Source organism: Streptomyces sp. NPDC051207, assembly GCF_040682395.1.
Classification (GTDB): domain Bacteria; phylum Actinomycetota; class Actinomycetes; order Streptomycetales; family Streptomycetaceae; genus Streptomyces.
In genome coordinates this window covers 30,451-47,460 of the sequence record NZ_JBFBAX010000035.1, presented here as the reverse complement: position 1 = coordinate 47,460, position 17,010 = coordinate 30,451, and the positions used below count along the sequence as shown (strand labels likewise).

The window sequence follows — 17,010 nt, the reverse complement described above, 5'->3', positions numbered from 1 at the left end:
CGTCATTCCCCCAGCAGCGGTTGATCCAGCAGGGTCCGCCCCGTCCAGATGCGCAGCACATCGGTGACGGGGGACATCACATGCGCGGCACGCGCGTCGCGCAGCAGCCGGTGCAACGGCGAGTTTTCGCTGTAACCGATCCCTCCAACAAGGGACAGCGCGTCATTGACGACCGCTTCGGCGGCTTCGGCAACCTCGGCCTTGGACGACGCCAATCCCGCCAGAGCCTCGGCGCCGCCGGACTCGGCTTCCGCAGCCGCGTGGTAGATCAACCGCCGGGTGCGCTCGACGCGTGCCCACATCGTTCCCAGACGGTGCTGCACGATGGGCTGCGAGGCCAAGGACCGGTTGCTGTGCGCGTGCCGGCGCCGCAGCAGATGCCTGCGGGCTTCCTCAAACGCCGCGGCGGCCACCCCGAGATAGGTGCCGGCCATGGCCATCAGGAAGTAGGGGGCGACGACGTTGAACACGTACCAGATCTCATCGCCCTCCTCACCCAGCAGGCGGGAGCGGGGGATCATCACGTCGCGCAGTTCAAGGGTGCACGAAGCGTTGCCGCGCATGCCGAAACCCTGCCACGGCGCCCCCCACACCAGATTCGGCGTATTGGCGTCGACCACCGTGCACGAGAACTGGCCCGGCGGCGTGCCAGGGTCGGCTGCCACGGTTGACACGACATAGGAGTCGGCATGCCCGGCGTTGGTGACGAAACTTTTGGTTCCCCTCAGCCGCAGCCGGTCAGGCCCGCTGTGCTCCATTCGCGTCTGCGGCAGCCAGAACTCACCCCCGGTGGCCGGCTCCGACAGTGCCAGCGTCGTCAGGTGCTCGCCAGCCGCGATCGGCACCAGGTACCGCTCCTGCTGCTGATCGCTAGCCTTCGCAGCGATCACCGCCGAGGCGACCAGATGCATGCCGAAACAAATCGACGTCGACGCGCACGCCCGCCCTGTTGCCTCCCCGACCTGCGCCACCGCGAGCAACCCGTGGCCCATCCCGCCGCAGCTCTCGGGCACCACCAGCCCACCCAACCGGGACTGCAGCGCCGAAATGCCCTCCTGCGGCCACCGCTGCTCCGCGTCCACCGCCGCCGCTCGGGGGGCGAGAACGTCCTCGGCGATCTCCCGAGCCAGGTACACCGCCTTGCCCAGTCCAGTCCGCGCCACCGCTGTGCTCCACTTCTCTGACTCCTACCCGTTCGAAGAGTGCATCGGCGGGCCTCCTGGGCCGTCAAGGACGTCGACAGCCGGGCACTAGCCTACCGACGAAGGGATCGGCCCCAACGGTCCCCGCCCACAGTGGCGAGCGGGTGAGTCCGTACGGCGGCCTTCTTGGATCTCCGATGAGACGGTGCCCGAACCGGGCGTCCTGCCTGGCTGCCTGGCGTTCGAGGCCAAGTTCGACGGTTCTCCGGACTCTCTGGGGTGCACAGCCGTATGCCCGATAGTGGGGTTTACTGTTGGTGTCGTATCGCCGGGGAAACTCTCCAGCCAGGAGAGCAGGATGCGCACCCCGACCATCCGGCTGTCCTGCGTGGAGTGGCCCTTGACCCTGAGCGGCGGCTGCCTGAGACGAGCCATGACCTCGTCCCGGGTCGCGGCCGTCTCAGGCCAGCTGGTCAGCCGGGTGCGGGGGGGGGATCGCTTCAGGAACGCGACCGCCTCGGCTCCCCCCAGCACCCGGTTCGGTGGTGCCGGGACAGAAGTGGCGCGGGTGAAAACTCGACGTCGTCATGCGAGGGTCCCTCCGAACAGGATGCCGAGGGACTCGGGGTTGTAGGCGGGTGCCGACGGAGGGGGAGACGATTGGGACCTCTTGTGCTCCTGGCGAGCGTGATGGGCGAGCCCGGCTTCGACGACCTCGTCGGTGCTGGGGTTGATGTATTTCTGCAGGGTGGTCTGGTACTTGTGGCCCAGGATGTGCTGGACGTAGGCCATGGACAGCTCCGGGTCCTGCGTTATCCGGAATGTGGCTGTGTGCCGCAGGTCGTGGAGGGTCCAGTTCCAACCCAGCAGCTTGTTCGCCCGGACGAACATCGCGCGTGCAGCGTGGTAATTCAGCCGGCGCCAAGGTCTCCGGAGGATCCACCACACTGAGGCTTTTCCATCATCGGTCCGAGCTGGTCAGATGCAGGGTGAGGACGGCCTGGACGAGGCAGGTGATCCGGGTGGTCGAGCAGCGGAGCTTGCGAAGGAGCCGCCAGGACTTGAGGGTGGCCATGGCCTGCTCGACGAGTGCGCGGATCTTCGCGTGGGACCGGTTCACCGCCTGCTGACCGGTGGAAAGGGTCTCCCACCGTCCCCAGCACGGGGTGCGGACCGTGCCACCGGCACCCCGACAGCCCTTGTCGGCCCAGCAGGGGATGTCGGCCTCGGCGAGGGCGTCGACGATGCCGTGTTCGCGGGCCGCGCGGATGTCGTGGACGGCGCCGGGAAGGGCCGGTGAGGCCCACAACTGCCGACCGAAGGGATCGGCGAGGACCTGCACGTTCATCCCGGGAGGCGGGTGAGGGCTTCGTCCGCTGTCTGGCCCGAAGCCTCTTGGTGGTGGGCGGCTGCGTCTGGCCGGGGAACTTGCACGCCTTCTCGATGTGGAGCGCTACGGCGCGCTCCGGAGCTCCTTCGGCCTTGCTGTAGTACAGCGTGCCGAGGTAGCTGAAGGTGGCAGCGCCGCCGTTGGTGGAGTTGGCGAGGTAGCTGGCCTTGTCCCACCGGGGGCGAGCATGAACAGGTTCCCGCCGGTGGAGCCGCCCAGTTTCCAGGGGGCGGGCGCCTGGATCTTCATGGAGGGCTGGTAGACGGCGAAGATGCTCTCGGTGGAGCCGTTGCTGCCGACGCCGTTGGCGGCGGTGACTGCGGTCGTAACGCTGCTGGCGGTAGCGAACTGCGTCCAGGTCTTCGTGACAGGTAGGGCCGTTCCGCTGGGGGTGTACTTCACAGCCGAGGCCAGCTCTGGGCGATCTTCCCGTCGAGGGTGATCTGCATGCCGGTCACGCCGGTGTTCCCGGTGCTGACCCGTTCGGTGACGTGGTAGGCGAACTGGATCTGTCGGGTGTTCTCCGCGATGGTCCCCACCGCCATCACGTTGAACATGCTCTCTCCGACGGCCTGCCGTCCTGGAGCCAGGTCTGCAGGAACTATGCGCCGGAGCACACGGCGAACCGCGACTTGAGGAAGAACTCGTTCGACCTTCGCGAACCGGGCGGCGGGGCCGACGTTCTCCAGCGCGACGTGGGCACCATCATCCTCGGCGGCGCGCGTACGAACCGTCCTCAGGGCGGCGGCGCCCTGTTTGGTGATGGTGCCCAACGTGTACTGCCCGATGGGCAGCACATGGGTCTCGACCGTCTGGACGGAGGTGCTGTCCGCTCTCACCGGTCCTGCTGGCAGTGCGAGTGAGGTGGCGAGCAGCGGAAGCAGAATCAGGGTCCTGCCCCGCGTGCGTTTCGTCGTGCCGATCTTCATGAAAGGTCCCCCTGCAGCATGTGGTGTGCCGTGCGGTCTGCCGTACACGTAATCAGTGGACCAGCGTTCGAATAGCTGGATGGCTGATTCTCTGTGAGCATCTGACAGGTTCTCGTGAGCGGGTGAGACCCGTTGAGGCACGCCCGTCTTCTCCTACGACCGGGCCGACACCAGCGTGAAGGGCGTCGCGGAGCACATATTCGACGCCCTCTACGCCCCGTAGCTGACCTACCTGCAGAAGACCGACAAAGACATCCCCGGCAACATCTGGAATGGCGAGTGGCAGCCCTTGCACCGAAACGTTCCCACTGGGACCTGGGGCACCTTCTCACCGGACTCCGACGCCGTCGCCGCGGCCAACGAAAGCGCCAAGAACAGCGCATGCGCCAGCCTGACACGTCCGGCAGACCACGACTGCGACGAGTTCTCCTTCGCCTCCACCAAGGAAGGCGCAGGCGTGGGTGACGGAAACTTTTCCGTCCCCATGGTCCCCTCCACCGAGAACCGCAGCGCCGGGGGATAGCTCTCCGCCTGGTACAGCAAGGACCGCATCCTGGACGGCGACCCGTACGGCATCGTCGTCAGCTGACCAACCCGACCGGGGGCACGCCATGCGTGCCCCCGGTCACTCCACCCAGTTCGCGGGGCGCTGCCCGGTCTCGTCCACCGGAGGAAGGGACCGGGAGCGCCGGCCTTCAACTACTGGATCCTGTAGACCGCTGGGCACAAACTCGACCAGGTAGTCCTCAAGCCCGGTCTTCGGGGTGACCCCACGCAGCTCACCGTAGAAAAGCTCCGGGGCGGTTTCCCCGCCTCTGCGCCATGCGTGCATGGTGTAGACGGTGTTCGGCTCCAGACGGAAACCGATATCCCCGCCCGCGCTCACCGTGTCGAGAACCGCAGTCCCCAAGTGACTGCTGAAGGGCCAGCTGCCGATCAGCACGAACCCTTCGCCCGCGAACTCGGTTCTCTGGTCGCTGATCACAAGGGTGAGCGTCGCGTCGTGCTCCTGCGCATTACTGATGAACAGGGCGGTGCCGTCAGTGACATGTACGGCACCGGTCGGTCCCATCGGCAGATCCGTCCATACCACGGAACTGCCTTCAGCCGACAGGCCGAACAAGGACCGCTCGATGTGGACCGTCACTGTTTTTCGAACGTCATCAGGCATGTAGCCACCCCAAGAAGTTACTTTTGAAGGGGGAACTACTCAGAGCGGGGCGAGGATCATAAGGATCTCGTCGCGATCGTTTCCCGTGCTGAGCCGGAGGGCGCCGGGCATCGGCCGATTTCTTTCCAGCCGAGCCGCCCGTAGAAGCCCTCCAGGCCTACGCCGCCGCGGGCGGCGAGGTGCAGTTGCTCCAGGCCCATCTCGTCCCTGGCGACTCTGCGCGCTTCCTCCATGAGAGCCCGTCCGATGCCCAGTCCTCGCAGGGCAGTGCGGGTCTGGACGTGGTGGAGGGTTCCCCAGTGCGCGATCAGCTCGAACCGGTCGCGGCGGACGTTGAGCCAGCCTGCGAGTTCCCCGTTCGTGGTCGCCGTAAGGATTCGGTTGGTGTCGGGGGCGAGCTGATCGACTATGCGACCGAGGGTTGGCATCACTGTGGCCGCGTCGACGGGCGGGAACGGGAAACCTGCTGCACCGCCTGCGTTGGTGACCTCGACCCAGCACTCGGTGAGAGCGCGTCGGAGCTTGGGGGTGGCGTCGCCAGACGAGGTGAGCTGCTCAAAGACGAGGGAGTCGGTAGTCATCCCGGAATCATCGCAGCGGTCTCTGACATGGGCCGAGGTGGATTCAGGCGGCTTGTGTGAGTCGGCCCTGGGCGGCCGACGGCCTTGATCGGCGGGTGGGATTTCGGGTGACACGGCGGGTCATGAGCGTGATCGCGGCCCAGTCAAGTACTTCCCCCGGCTCGCCCAGACCCGCCAGGTCATTCGGAAAACCCGGGCACGTCCGATGTGCGATCTCTCGGTTTGATGTCGGTGGGGTCAGAGCTGGCGGTGGGGGAGCGGTTCACCTCGTGAGGGGCCGGCGGCTCTCATCGGGATGCGGATGTGGGGCGTGTTGGGGCGTGAGGAGGGTGCGGAGGTCGATGACGCGGTAGCCGCGGGCGGTGAATGCTTCGAGGATCTGTGGCAGGGCCTGGGCGTCGATGACCTCGGTGCGGTTGTTGGGCGCGCCGAGGTGCATTTGCAGGATGGCTCCCGGACGCAGGGCCTTCACTGCCCGGCTCACGGCGCGGTCCACGCTCATGCCGCCCTCGGTGCCCATCCATCCGTTGGTGTCGGTGGTGAATTCGATGTCCGCGAATCCGAGGCTGTTGACCTCCGCGATGTGGGCGGGGCTCGTTTCGCTGTAGGGGAAGCGGAAGAACGGGGTCAGGGCCGTACCCGCCCCAGCCGCGCGCAGGGACTGGTCCGCTGCCTGGACCTCATGGGTTCGTCCGGACGCGGTCAGGTCCTTGAAATGTGGGTGGCTGTAGGAGTGGTTGCCCACCCCGTGCCCCGCCGCTGCGATCTTCTTGACCACCTCGGGATGCCGGTCGGCAAAGTCTCCGGTCAGGAAGAACGTGGCAGGCGTGTGTCGGCGGTCGAGCTCACCAAGGATGCGATCCAGGCCGGCGTCGTTCCAGGCCGCGTTGAACGTCACCGCGACAATCCGCTCGTGTGAGCGGATCACGCGGTTGTCCGATCCGAACAGCGCCTGTAGGCCCTCCCCATTCGCAGCCGCCGCCCCCGGAGGCGCGGCAGCCGTGAGCGGCGCGGCCGTGCCTCCGGGCTGTACCGCCCACAGCACAGCGAACACTCCGACGGCCACCAGGCCGAGACGGCGGAACACAAAACGACATGCGGTGACTGGAGAACGCGTTTCCATACGACAGTCTTCGGCCTACCGGCCCTCGTCCGTGAGCCTCTATTTCACCGCAAGGAGTACAACCAGGCCGCTCCCGTCCTCGTCACCGGCGATCAGACCCTGACGGCATCGCTCGACAACCCCGACGGCGACGCCCTCCGCCGCCCGGCCTCCCGCGCCGACGCGGAGGCGAATCGACGCGTCGACGGCGCCTTCTGCCGATATGCAGGAGGGGGCCGAGCCCCTTCACGCTCGACCCGGTAACCCGAGGGCGGGTCAGCGCGTTCACTGTGTATGAACAACACCAAGCGTGTACTTGCCGCCCTCGCCCTCGCGGGGGCCGCACTGGCTATGACCGGGACGGCCCACGCCGCGACGGGCGCCGAGGGTGCAGACAACCGCACCACAGCCGCTCCGGGAGGCAAGGGCGGAAACCTTGAACTGCTCCTTCCCTCCCTCTCTGGCTTCATGGGCGGCGGTATGCCCCCCGCTCCCCCGATCCCCGACCTCCCCGTCGGCCAACTGCCCATCATCGGCGGCTACCCCGTGGGCGGTAGCAGCTCTGCATGACCCCACAGCTTCAGCAGAAGCGGGCCGTCCACATGCGGGCCGCTGTGGAACACCCTCGGGCGTGCATACGTCCGGGGATGTTTCATGTCTGGGCATGGCCGGAGTCCCGTTCGGCTGTCAACGGTGTGTTGCGGGCGTGCCGGGCGCCTCTGCCACGCCCACTCCATGCCAGATCGGGGTCGAATCCGTCGCAGGTGACGTAGGCGATGTGAGTCTTGCCGCTTTCGGAAGGTGCCACTAGCAGTCCTCAGACCGGCAGGCCTTCGGCACGCCGCTGCTCGATCTCGGCGGCCTTGCGGGCGGCGGCCCGCTGGTTCTTCAGCCAGATGCCCACCCGGTAGCCCCTGGTGGGTGGCTCCAGCAGATGCCCGTTCTCCTTGGCCCACCCACGCGCGGCGGCCAGACCCTCCTCCCACGCGACGTCGAAGTGCGACCACACCATGCCCAGCTCCTCTGGCCCCGCCGGGCCCCCGAGTGGGCCGTCCTCTACGTGAAGGAACTTCCCAATCGTGTTGTCAAGCAGCTCCCGTGACGGGGGATGAGGTGTGAAAGCACTCTCCGTCACGGATCATCGCCCACAGGACGTTGAGGCGTCGGCGCGCGAGTGCCAGCAGCGCCTGCTTGTGCCCCTTGCCCTCACTCCGCTTCCGGTCGTAGTACGCCTTCGAGGCGGGACAGCACCGCAGGCTGACCATCGCGGACAGGTACATCGTTCGCAGCAGGCCGCGGTGGTAGCGCCGGGGGTCTGCGCATGTTGCCGCTGATCCGGCCGGAGTCGCGGGGCCTGGGGGCCAGGCCGGCGAAGCCGGCCAGGCGGTCGGAGCTGCCGAAGGCGTCCATGTCGCCGCCGGTCGCGGCGATGAACTCCGCGCCGAGTTTGGCGCCCATGCCGGGCAGGCTGCGGATCACCTCGGCATGCGGATGCTCGCGAAACCGGGCCTCAATCAGGGCGTCGAGCTCGGCGATCTCCTCATCGAGGGCCATCACCCCCTTCGCGAGGCGGACCACCATGGCGGCGGCCAGCTTCTCGCCGGGCAGAGCGGTGTGCTGGGCCTGAGCGGCCTCCACCGCCGTCTTCGCCAGTGTGGCGGCGCCCCGGACCTTGCGGTTCTTCAGCCACGTCTCGATCCGGCTCACGCCAGCACGACGGATCGCCGCGGGGGTCTGGAAGCCGGTCAGCAGCACCACCGGACCGTGGTTCGTCAGCTCCAGAGTTCGCTCCAACGCGGGGAAGATCTCCAGGAGTTGAGCTCGCAGGCGGTTGATCTGGCGGGTGCGGTCGAAGACCAGGTCCAAACGACGGGTGGTCAAGGTTCGCAGGTCGACAGCGATCTGGTCACCCGGCCGCAGCAGACCGAGGTCACGGCGAACGCGGGCCTGGTCGGCGATGACGAAGGCGTCCTTGGCGTCCGTCTTCCCCTCGCCCCGGTAGGTGGCCGAAGCGCGGTGAACCGCCAGGCCGGTGAGGTAGGCGACCGGCTGGCCGTGGCTGTCCAGCAGGCCGATCAGCAGCGCGGCACCACCATGGTTGAGGTCCACCGCCCACAGCACATCCTGGGATATCTCCAGGGCGTCGCCGATCAGGGCGAGGAGCTCGGTCTCGTCGTTCGCGACTCGGCGGGACAGCAGGCGCTTGCCCTCCGCGTTGATCACCACCGCGTGGTGATGCGTCTTGCCGATGTCCACCCCGGCCCAGATCTCGGGCACGTTCCCCTCCACCAGCTCGTCGTACATCGATCCCACAGACGACCTCGCCGACGTTGTCCTACAGCAGCGATCGAAGTCGCATCTCCCCATTGGCGGTCGAGTCGTCGCGGGACTCCGGGCGGCCAAGTTCCTTGAGCCATCGAGCGGTCTCCGCCATGACAGCCATACCCAGAGCCCTTGGGCCCTCCGATCTTACGAACGACCAGATCAGACCCACTTGAAAGGTAGGACCCGCTATGACTTGTCGTCATACCGTCGGTCGCCTCGCGGCCGCAGCTGTTCTCCTGGCCGCACCGGCTCTCGGTTTCGCGGCTTCCCCGGCAAGCTGCCGCCGTGTGCGCCGACGTGAAGTCAGCTCGCTCAGCGGTACCGCCTGCGTTCCAGTCGGAGGCAGCACCGTCGCCTCCGGGATCACTCTCATCACCAACAACACCTCCACTGACGTCACCGTTACTACCGGCGGACAGTCGACCACGCCGCGGAGTTCCTGGACCAGGTGGCCGCCCGCATCGAGGGCGCGACCCCGGCGACGGACCGCTGGGACGTCAGCTCGGTCGTGAGCGCCCTGCCCCCAGCTGGTCGGCGACGACCTGGCGACCCGCATCCTCGCCCAACTCCCGTGCGGCTACGCCCTGCTGTTCGGCAGGCGGAACTCGCCCCGGCGGACTGACCACTCCGATGGACCGAGGGCTCAGGATTCCCCGGCCCCCGGCCCGCTGGCGGCGAACACGGCCGCGCCCCTGCACCCCGCGGCGAGCAGCGCGCCCCCCACCGCGACCGGATTGACCCACCCCGGCACTTCACCGCTGTCGTACCTTCCGCCGTCGCTGGTCTCGCACCGGAAGGCGAGCGGCAGATACCGCACCGAGTAGTCGACGATTTCGATCCCCCGCGCGGACCGCTCCAGCCACCCCTCCGTACGGCAGGGCCGGTACGGCGCCGAGTCGGTCCCCCCGTCCGCCGCGTCGAGCACGGCGAGCCCCACGGCGGCCAGCCCCAGCAGATACGAGCCCCCCGCGACGAGCCCCGCCACGACGGCGGCGCCACGCAGCCGGTCCGCCCCGCTCCAGCGGCCGCCCCGACCCCCGCCGCGCACGACCACCGGCCGCCCGGCGTACGTCCCGTCGTCCCGCCCGGCGAGCACCCCGGTGACCACGACGAGGACGACGAGACCGCCCAGGACCCACAACGCCACCACGGCCTCCACGACACCCCGGTCGACGACCCTCCCACCCGCCCCCTGGGACGGAGATGCCCCGCCCCGCCCCGGCGGTTCCCGCACCGCCCGACGGGCGCCCACGTCGCCGTCACAACCCGGGAGTGACAACCAGCCCAAAGGACCATCGTTCAGCAGGGCATGCTCACTCCCCGACGACGCCTCAGCGGCGCGCTGCTCGCCGCCCCGGCCCTGACCACTGTGCCCACCGCGCCGGCCACCGCCGACCCCGCCCCGCCGAAGGCGTGCGCCACGACCCGGCTACTCGACCGACGGCCACCACGCGGGCGAACCGACCGTCCGCCTCACCGAAACGATGATCTACGTCTCCCTCCTCGGCCACGAGATGCCGAGGCCGGCCACGTCGGTCGAGGCCCGCTGCTGGACCAGGGACACCCTCTGGGGCTGGGACCGGAACGAGCGGAACTGCGAGTTCAGCGCCGACGTCACCCTCGCCAAGGACGGCCACCGCCTGTGGACCGAGCCCCGCGCCCTGCGGACCGACCACCGCACGGGCGAGACCGTCTCCCTGAACAGCTGGACCTGCGAGGGGCGCGGGGACGGGGACCTACACCCTGACCCTGCACGACATCACGATGCGGGTGATCGGCCCGACCTCCGCCCCGCGAGTCGACCCCCGTCCCCGTGACCGCTGCCGCCCTCGGCTGCTGACCCGCACCTCGCCTTGCCACCGCCTCCGGGAGGGCGGCGTTGTGCCGTCACCGCCCGCGTCACCGTCCCGCAGACGGGCTTCCTCCGCGAGGCCGTCGGCGTGAGGTCGTCGTGGCGGTACGCCGCCGGATCGCCGCCCCTGCGGTGACGGAGGCGGCGAGGCAGTACGCGCCCATGGTCCACAGCAGCGTGGGAAGGCCTGCCCCGAGGTCGAGCAGGACGCCGACCGCGCCCGGCCCCACGGCCGACGCGACGACCAGCACGGCCACCACCGCCGACCGGATCGCCCCGAGGTGCGTCACCCCGTACAACTCGGGCCACACGGCGCCGAACAGACTGAGCGACATGCCGTTCGTGACGCCGTACAGCGCCATGAACGCGTACAGCGCGGCCTGCTGCTCCAGTGTGCCGAGCAGCCACAGCCCCGTGGCCAGCGGGATCAGGAAGTACGGGACCAGGGCCAGGGCGCCGGTGCGGTCGAGGAGGTGGCCCCCGGCGAAGTTGAACACCACCGTGGATACCGCGTACACGGAGTAGGCGGAGGCGACCGCGGTCAGCGGCCAGTCACGCAGGTCGGCGAGGTGGGACTGGTGGAAGAAGACCGTGTTGCCGATGAGGGCCGGGGCCGCCATGGCGGGGAGCACCAGATAGAAGCAGGCGGTGCGCAGGACCTCACGCCGGGAGGGGTCGGCCGCCGTCCCCGGCCGGCTCAGGGGAGCGGCGCGCTCTCCGGGCGCCGGGATGCGCTCCCGGGCGAGCAGCAGCGTCGCCGCGCCGCCCAGGGCCACGAGCACGGCCACGGCGGTCGCCCAGACGCCCCGCCGCCCGATCTCGGCGGCAAGGGGGACGGCGGCCAGCGGCAGCAGCGCCTCGCCGAGGTTCAGCCCGACCGAGGTGGCCGAGACCGCCCGCCCTCGCTCCGCGGTGAACCACCGGCCCACCAGCGTGAACCCCAGATGCGTCAACATGCCCTGCCCGGCGAGCCGGAGCAGCAGCAGCGCCACGAAGAGCAGGCCGGGCCCCTGCGGACGCACGGCCATCAGCAGGCACCCTAGGGCGAGCAGCGTGACCGCTCCCGGCACGGCGAACCGGGGCGGCACACGATCGGCCGCCGGCCCCGCCACCGCGAGCCCGACCGCGGCACAGAGGGTCGCCGCCGTGTAGAGCCCCGCGAACTCCCCGAGCGACAGCCCGGCGTCGGCCCGGATGCCGTCGGCGAACAACGAGACGAAGAAGGTCTGCCCGAAGGAGGACAGCAGGAACAGCAGCAGCCCTCCGACCAACCACCGGGCGTTGGCCCGATGGAAACCCCGGCCCGCCGGACCACGGCGCCCCGGGCCGTCACCTCGCTCACCACCGGCCGGGGCACGAGCGCCCGCGGCCCCGGAGGCGCTAGACACCCGCCGGAGCGCGGCCGCCTCCGAGCAGCACGGCCGTGTAGTCGACGGCCGCGCGCTCCCAGTTCACGTCCCGGTGGGCGGCCATGAACTGCAGGTCGCGCCAGTGCCTGGACAGGGGATGCGCGGCGAAGTGCCCGTCCGTGCCGAGGAGTTCCACGAGTCTGCCGACCGACCTGACGCACAGGCGGGCCAGGTGGGCGCGGTCCCTGTGGACGGTCGCCCGCTCCTGCGGGCTCAGCCCTCGGCGTTGCACGCCCGCTGTGTGCAGGGTCGAGCACAGGGCGACGAACAGGTGCTGGGCACACGCGATGTCCGCGCTGCTCTCGGCCAGACGGTCCTGCGCGAGGGGGCGTGCCGCCGGGCGCGGCGAGGCCCCGCCGGGTTGCGACAGCGACGCGGTCACCGCCGACAGGGCGCCTTCCGCGCAGCCGAGGATCGGTCCCACCGCCGTCGTCGTCAGGTAGGGGTGAAGGGGTGCCTCTTCGAGGTAGTGCCGATCGGCCGGCCCGTCGTGCCCCCTGCCGTCGAAGCAGGCGTCGAACGGGGTCAGCCGGGACCGGGGTACGAAGACGTCGTCGAGCAGGATGCTCCGGGAGCCGGTGCCGGCCATGCCCGAGACGTGCCAGTCGTCCTGCACGGTCACCCGGTCGCGGCCGACGGGGACGAGCAGCCGCCGTCCGGACTCCGCCCCGCCCGCCGGATCGGGGCCGTGGACGACGACCCAGCCCGCGTGGTCCACACCGGAGCTGAACCGCCAGCGGCCGGAGAGCCGGACCCCGCCGTCGGCCTCGGTGATCCGGCCCCCCGCCGCTACGGACGCCGTGGCGAACAGCCGGGGCCCCGGAGTGGCGAACAGCTCCTCGGCGACGTCCGGGGACAGCCGTGCGGCGAGTGCCGCATGAGCCCCCACGACCCCGATGATCCAGCCCGTGGAGGCGCAGCTCCTCGCCGCACGGCGGGCCGCCTCGGCCAGCGTCGGCCAGTCCCGGCCGAGCCCGCCGAACCCGGCGGGGGCGACGATCTCCAGCAGCCCGGCGGACGCCAGTTCGGCAATGGACTCGGCCGGCAGTACCCGGTCCCGCTCCGCGACGGCCGCGCCCTCCCGCCACACGTCCGCGAACCCGTCCACCCGGGCGACGACCTTGGCGTCCAGCCCCGACGCCGGGCGGGGAACGCCGAACCCGGCCACCGTCACCGCCCCTCCCTCGCCGCGGCCCCGACCAGTCGACGCGTCGTCGGCCGGTCGAAGCAGAACTCCTCCGGTACGTGCGGGCTGCCGGCCAGCTCCAGGAACTCCGTCAGCGTCTCCTCGTCGTCGCACGCCACGAACTCGTAGAAGTTCGTGGCGCTCCACAGGAGATGGACGTGGCGGAACCGTTCGCAGAGCGCGCCGGCCAGGGTGTCGAAGTCCACCTGGCCCTGGCGCATGGAGGACAGCATCTCCTGCTGCTTGCGCGCGATCTCAGCCGCGGAGAAGTACCTCGCCTTGTGGATCCGGTCCTTGGCCTCCTCCCGTCTGCGGTACTCCTCCGGGTCCGGGTGGTCGAGCTTCTCCAGGAAGAAAGCCAGCCCTCCGGGACGGAGCATCCCGGCGAGATGAGCGATCTGGGCCCGGCGGTCCGTGCCGTAGAACTGGAACGCGGCGGTCTCGTACACGGCGTCGGCGCCGTCGCCGAAAAGGGCGTGCGCCGGATGGCCCTTCAGGCTGTTCCTGTCCAGCTCGAACAGGGAGCCGGAGAAGAAGGAGGACAGCGACGGGTCGGCGTCCCGGTGGAACCACGGCTCGTTGGCGCGGTTCGGCGAGCTGGTGAGCGTGCGCACGCTGTCGCCCGCTGCCTCGGCCAGCGTGCGGCCCTGGGTGCCGTCGAAGGCGTCGGCCTCGTAGAAGGTGAAGGGTCCCTCTCCCTCGGCGGCCCTTCGCTCGGCGAGGCGGGCCAGCGCGACGCCCACCCGGGCCAGTTCCTCCAGCACGGCGGGGACGCTCGCCAGGAAGTGGTGGTAGAGCGGTCCGGCCCGCTCGACCAGCCGGTCCTGGTAGTCCAGTTCCCGCCGGCTGCCGATCCGGTCGCGGATCGTGGACTGCACGGCAGCCCGGGGCACCTGGTCGGCGCCCCGGGCGATGGCGTCGAACCGGTCCACCAGCCGGAACATGGAGGAGTCGGCGGAGTGCGTGGACGGTGCGCCGGTCGTCTGCACGGGCGGGGTTCCCTTCACGGGCCGCGCTGACCGGCCCTGGAGCAGTTGATGCTGGAGCGTCCGCCGGTCCGTCTTTCCGGAGGCGGACCGGGGGAGGACCGCGCCGTCGTGGAGGACGATGCGGGCAGGGACCATGTGCCAGTCGAGCAACCGCTCGCAGTGGGCGCGCAGTTCGGCAGGCGAGGGGCGGACCGGTGGGCGCGCCGCCACGATCGCCACCGGTACGTGTCCCGCCTCCTCGTCGGGCACGGCGACCACCGCGGCGTCGGCCACCCCGGGGTGCCGGCGCAGTACCGCTTCGATCTCGTGTGGATTGACCTTGAACATGGCACGGCTGAAGACGTCGTCCCGGCGCGACGTCCAGTAGTGGAAGCCGTCCGCGTCACGGGTGAAGAGGTCGCCGGTGAAGAACACGCGATCACAGCCGAACACCCGGCGGCGTAGGGACCGCGCGGTGCCCTCCGGGTCGTTCCAGTAGCCCTGCATGACGAGATCCCCGCCCACGGCCAGTTCACCGGCCGCGCCCGGCTCGGTGACCGGCGAACCGTCCTCGGCCACCAGGAAGACGCGGACCTCCGGCAGCGGCTTGCCCACCGACTCGACGTGGCCGTCGAGATCGTCCGGATCGAGCATCAGCACCCGCTTGCACTCGGTGAGGCCGTACATCGAATGGAGCGCGACGCCGGGATACGCCGAGCGGAGCCTGCGGATGTGCTCCACCGGCAGGCGCTGCCCGGTGCTGGACCAGTAGCGCAGGGTGGGCAGCGCCCGCGGCGCGGCCCCGTCGTCGTCCGCCCCGGCCAGCAGCGCCAGGAGGGACGGGAAGGCGTGGACGCCGGTCACGCCCTCTCGCGTGATGACGTCGACCAGGTCGTCCGGCTCGGCGGGGAGGCCGTCGAGGAGTACGACGCGGCCTCCGAAGCTCAGCGGCATCATGATGTTGTAGAAGCCGAAGTCGGAGCCGATGGGGGTCGCGCTGAGGATCACGCCGTCCCGGGTGTTGCGCAGCCGCGAGGTCACCGCCCGGAACGCGGAGACCATGATGCGGTGAGTGACCGTGACGCCCTTCGGCGCCGCGCTCGACCCCGACGTGAAGAAGATCGCGGACGGCTCCTCGTCCAGCGGGATTCCCGCGCCCCGCCGCGGTCGCCGCACGGCATCCGCCCGCCGCAGAACGGACCGGTCCGGCGGGCCGTCGCATCCGAGGACCACGACGGCGGAAAGGTCCGTGGACCGCAGGAGTTCCTCGCCACGGCCCTCGCTCGACCGCTCCGCGTCGGTGACCAGCACCACCGCGTCGGTCTGCTCGATCTGGTGCACGAGCTTGCGCGTGCCGAACGTCGGATGGGTCGTGACCAGACAGCACCCGGCCTTCAGCACCCCGAGGACCGCGGCGACGACGTCCAGCGACAGCCGCGCGTGCACGACGACGCGGTCGCCGGGCCGCGCCCCGGCCTCCCGCAGTCGCCGGGCGTACCGCTCGGCCCGCTCGTCGAGTCCGCCGTAGGTGAGCCGGTCGCCGTCGAGCGAGACGGCGAGGCGCTCCGGGAACCCGGCGGCGTTCGCCTCGAAGTAGGCGTGGAACCGGGTGGGCGTGCCCGCGCCCCCGACGTGCGTCGTCACCCCGGCCATCAGTACGAGGAGGCTTCCAGGCGGTCCAGGGAATGCCTCTCCGTCCCGGCCAGCGCCGGGTTGAAGACGCTGATCAGTACCAGATCGCGTCCGTCGTCGGCGCGCAGCCAGTGCCGGTCGTGCCGGTCGAGTCCGTAGAGTACGCCCGGGGTGATGCGGTGCACGATGCCGTCGTCGCCCTCGACCTCACCGGAGCCGGCGATGCAGAAGCACGCCTCCAGGTGCGAACGGTATTCGAGCAGGGAGCTGGTGCCGGCCCGGACCACGGTGTGGCAGACCGTGAACCCCATCCCGTCGGCCGCGGTGAGCAGTCGGGTGCTGGTGCCGTTGCCCCAGTCCACGTCCAGCTCGGTCCCCGCCAACTGAGCCAACGACCTGATGAGCACTTCTGTCCCCCTCCTGTGCGCCCTTGCCGGCGCAGACCGATGAGAGGCGTTGGGCCGTGCACCCCCCGATATGCCGACGCAGTGAACTTAGCCGAGTCCTCGGGGCGTTGACAGAGCACGGAACGAACACCGCTGTGATTCCGGCCATTGTGCGTGACAGCCTTCGCTCGCAGAGTGTGCGGTGCGGGACCGGAAGGCGCGAGGCCACGGCGTTCTGGTGAGGTCCGCCCTCTCACACGGTGACCTCCGGCTGCTCCGGCGAGAGGTGGTGCACGGCCGTTGCCTCGGCGTGCGGGGCGAACAGGGCCAGCAGTTCGTGGGCGGCCGCCTTGACGGCCCGCTGCAGCACGGGTGCGGTGGGCGTCGCGGTGGTTCCAGTGGCGGGTGAGGATCCCGGCCCCGTCCGCGTAGACGACCTCGCCGGGCTTCGGGTTCTCGACGGTTTCCGGCTCACCGAGCGGCGTGAACTCCAGCTCCCCTACACCCCCGACCCCGGCGACGACCCCGCCCATCAAGAGGAACACCACCGCTACCTGGCCCTCCGCAAGGTCCGGCATACGATCCTGCGCCTCATTGGAGACCACTACCGCGTTCCCCAAGGCGCTCACCGCTCATGGCAGAGCTGCAACCTTGATTTCACCGGGGTCACCATCGACGGTGATCTGAATTTCAACGGTGCGGAGTTCTCGGGCGGCCGGATGTCCTTCAACGGCGCGACGTTCTCCGGCGACCGGGTGTCCTTCGACAACGCGACGGGTGCGGTTCCTTCACTCCAGTGATCCGGAGGGCGCAATCAGTCGTTTCGTCGGCATGCCTCGCACCGCAGCGGCTCCCGTCGGCGAGTGGCCCCGGGTCTAGGACCACCCCGCCGCGGCCACGGCCCCTACGGCGTCGCTGGCGTCAGCTGGGTGGAGGC

The 17,010-nt window shown here is 70.0% G+C and carries 14 protein-coding genes and 5 pseudogenes; 4 read left to right on the top strand and 15 right to left on the bottom strand.

From position 1 onward, the window contains the following. Positions 1-2 precede the first annotated feature (2 nt). The 4 genes and pseudogenes from AB0M97_RS26670 to AB0M97_RS26655 form a co-directional block, all read right to left on the bottom strand. Complete coding sequence (locus tag AB0M97_RS26670; protein ID WP_365963516.1) at positions 3-1,163, bottom strand: acyl-CoA dehydrogenase family protein; 1,161 nt, start codon at positions 1,161-1,163, stop codon at positions 3-5. Positions 1,164-1,727: 564 nt separating this feature from the next. Then, a complete protein-coding gene (locus tag AB0M97_RS26665; protein ID WP_365963515.1) occupies positions 1,728-2,090 on the bottom strand; it encodes a tyrosine-type recombinase/integrase in 363 nt (120 codons plus the stop codon). A gap of 13 nt (positions 2,091-2,103) precedes the next feature. Then, a pseudogene (locus AB0M97_RS26660) lies at positions 2,104-2,604 on the bottom strand (transposase family protein); the annotation flags it as partial. 326 nt (positions 2,605-2,930) lie between these two features. Then, positions 2,931-3,461, bottom strand: a complete 531-nt coding sequence (locus tag AB0M97_RS26655; RefSeq protein WP_365963514.1) for a hypothetical protein — start codon at positions 3,459-3,461, stop codon at positions 2,931-2,933. Positions 3,462-3,750: 289 nt separating this feature from the next. Between AB0M97_RS26655 and AB0M97_RS26650 the strand changes: the two genes are divergently transcribed. After that, the gene (locus tag AB0M97_RS26650; RefSeq protein WP_365963513.1) at positions 3,751-3,984 is read left to right on the top strand and encodes a NucA/NucB deoxyribonuclease domain-containing protein; all 234 of its coding nucleotides are present in this window, start codon (positions 3,751-3,753) and stop codon (positions 3,982-3,984) included. A gap of 102 nt (positions 3,985-4,086) precedes the next feature. On the opposite strand, the gene AB0M97_RS26645 is transcribed toward AB0M97_RS26650, so the two are convergent. The 5 genes and pseudogenes from AB0M97_RS26645 to AB0M97_RS26625 form a co-directional block, all read right to left on the bottom strand. Further along, entirely contained in the window at positions 4,087-4,632 is a 546-nt protein-coding gene (locus AB0M97_RS26645) for a hypothetical protein (protein WP_365963512.1), read from the bottom strand. A 56-nt stretch (positions 4,633-4,688) separates the two neighbouring features. Then, the gene (locus tag AB0M97_RS26640) at positions 4,689-5,213 is read right to left on the bottom strand and encodes a GNAT family N-acetyltransferase (protein ID WP_365963511.1); all 525 of its coding nucleotides are present in this window, start codon (positions 5,211-5,213) and stop codon (positions 4,689-4,691) included. A gap of 262 nt (positions 5,214-5,475) precedes the next feature. Continuing rightward, complete coding sequence (locus AB0M97_RS26635; RefSeq protein WP_365963510.1) at positions 5,476-6,336, bottom strand: polysaccharide deacetylase family protein; 861 nt, start codon at positions 6,334-6,336, stop codon at positions 5,476-5,478. Between the two features lie 799 nt (positions 6,337-7,135). Beyond that, a pseudogene (locus AB0M97_RS26630) lies at positions 7,136-7,339 on the bottom strand (helicase associated domain-containing protein); the annotation flags it as partial. A gap of 61 nt (positions 7,340-7,400) precedes the next feature. After that, positions 7,401-8,619: pseudogene (locus AB0M97_RS26625) on the bottom strand (IS110 family transposase). 448 nt (positions 8,620-9,067) lie between these two features. On the opposite strand from AB0M97_RS26625, the pseudogene AB0M97_RS26620 reads away from it, so the two are divergent. Continuing rightward, a pseudogene (locus AB0M97_RS26620) lies at positions 9,068-9,239 on the top strand (DUF2267 domain-containing protein); the annotation flags it as partial. Positions 9,240-9,283: 44 nt separating this feature from the next. Here the strand turns inward: AB0M97_RS26620 and AB0M97_RS26615 are convergent. Then, positions 9,284-9,787: a hypothetical protein gene (locus tag AB0M97_RS26615; protein WP_365963509.1), complete on the bottom strand. Its 504-nt coding sequence runs from the start codon at positions 9,785-9,787 to the stop codon at positions 9,284-9,286. 337 nt (positions 9,788-10,124) lie between these two features. On the opposite strand from AB0M97_RS26615, the gene AB0M97_RS26610 reads away from it, so the two are divergent. Beyond that, entirely contained in the window at positions 10,125-10,457 is a 333-nt protein-coding gene (locus AB0M97_RS26610; RefSeq protein WP_365963508.1) for a hypothetical protein, read from the top strand. Between the two features lie 82 nt (positions 10,458-10,539). Here AB0M97_RS26610 and AB0M97_RS26605 read toward each other — a convergent pair whose 3' ends face one another. The 5 genes and pseudogenes from AB0M97_RS26605 to AB0M97_RS26585 all read right to left on the bottom strand — a co-directional run. Beyond that, the gene (locus tag AB0M97_RS26605) at positions 10,540-11,763 is read right to left on the bottom strand and encodes an MFS transporter (RefSeq protein ID WP_365963507.1); all 1,224 of its coding nucleotides are present in this window, start codon (positions 11,761-11,763) and stop codon (positions 10,540-10,542) included. A 109-nt stretch (positions 11,764-11,872) separates the two neighbouring features. Then, the gene (locus AB0M97_RS26600; protein ID WP_365963506.1) at positions 11,873-13,075 is read right to left on the bottom strand and encodes an acyl-CoA dehydrogenase family protein; all 1,203 of its coding nucleotides are present in this window, start codon (positions 13,073-13,075) and stop codon (positions 11,873-11,875) included. Next, positions 13,072-15,699 carry a class I adenylate-forming enzyme family protein gene (locus AB0M97_RS26595; protein WP_365963505.1) on the bottom strand — a complete coding sequence of 876 codons (2,628 nt, stop codon included), beginning with the start codon at positions 15,697-15,699 and terminating at the stop codon, positions 13,072-13,074. The genes AB0M97_RS26600 and AB0M97_RS26595 overlap by 4 nt, the downstream gene beginning before the upstream one ends. An 8-nt stretch (positions 15,700-15,707) precedes the next feature. Beyond that, complete coding sequence (locus tag AB0M97_RS26590) at positions 15,708-16,094, bottom strand: ectoine synthase (protein ID WP_365963504.1); 387 nt, start codon at positions 16,092-16,094, stop codon at positions 15,708-15,710. A 232-nt stretch (positions 16,095-16,326) separates the two neighbouring features. Continuing rightward, positions 16,327-16,561, bottom strand: a pseudogene (locus AB0M97_RS26585) (hypothetical protein); the annotation flags it as partial. Between AB0M97_RS26585 and AB0M97_RS26580 the strand changes: the two are divergent. Continuing rightward, positions 16,451-16,873 (top strand): pentapeptide repeat-containing protein, encoded by a 423-nt coding sequence (locus AB0M97_RS26580; protein ID WP_365963503.1) that lies wholly within the window; start codon positions 16,451-16,453, stop codon positions 16,871-16,873. The pseudogene AB0M97_RS26585 and the gene AB0M97_RS26580 sit on opposite strands and share 111 nt — an antisense overlap. Positions 16,874-17,010: the final 137 nt, after the last annotated feature.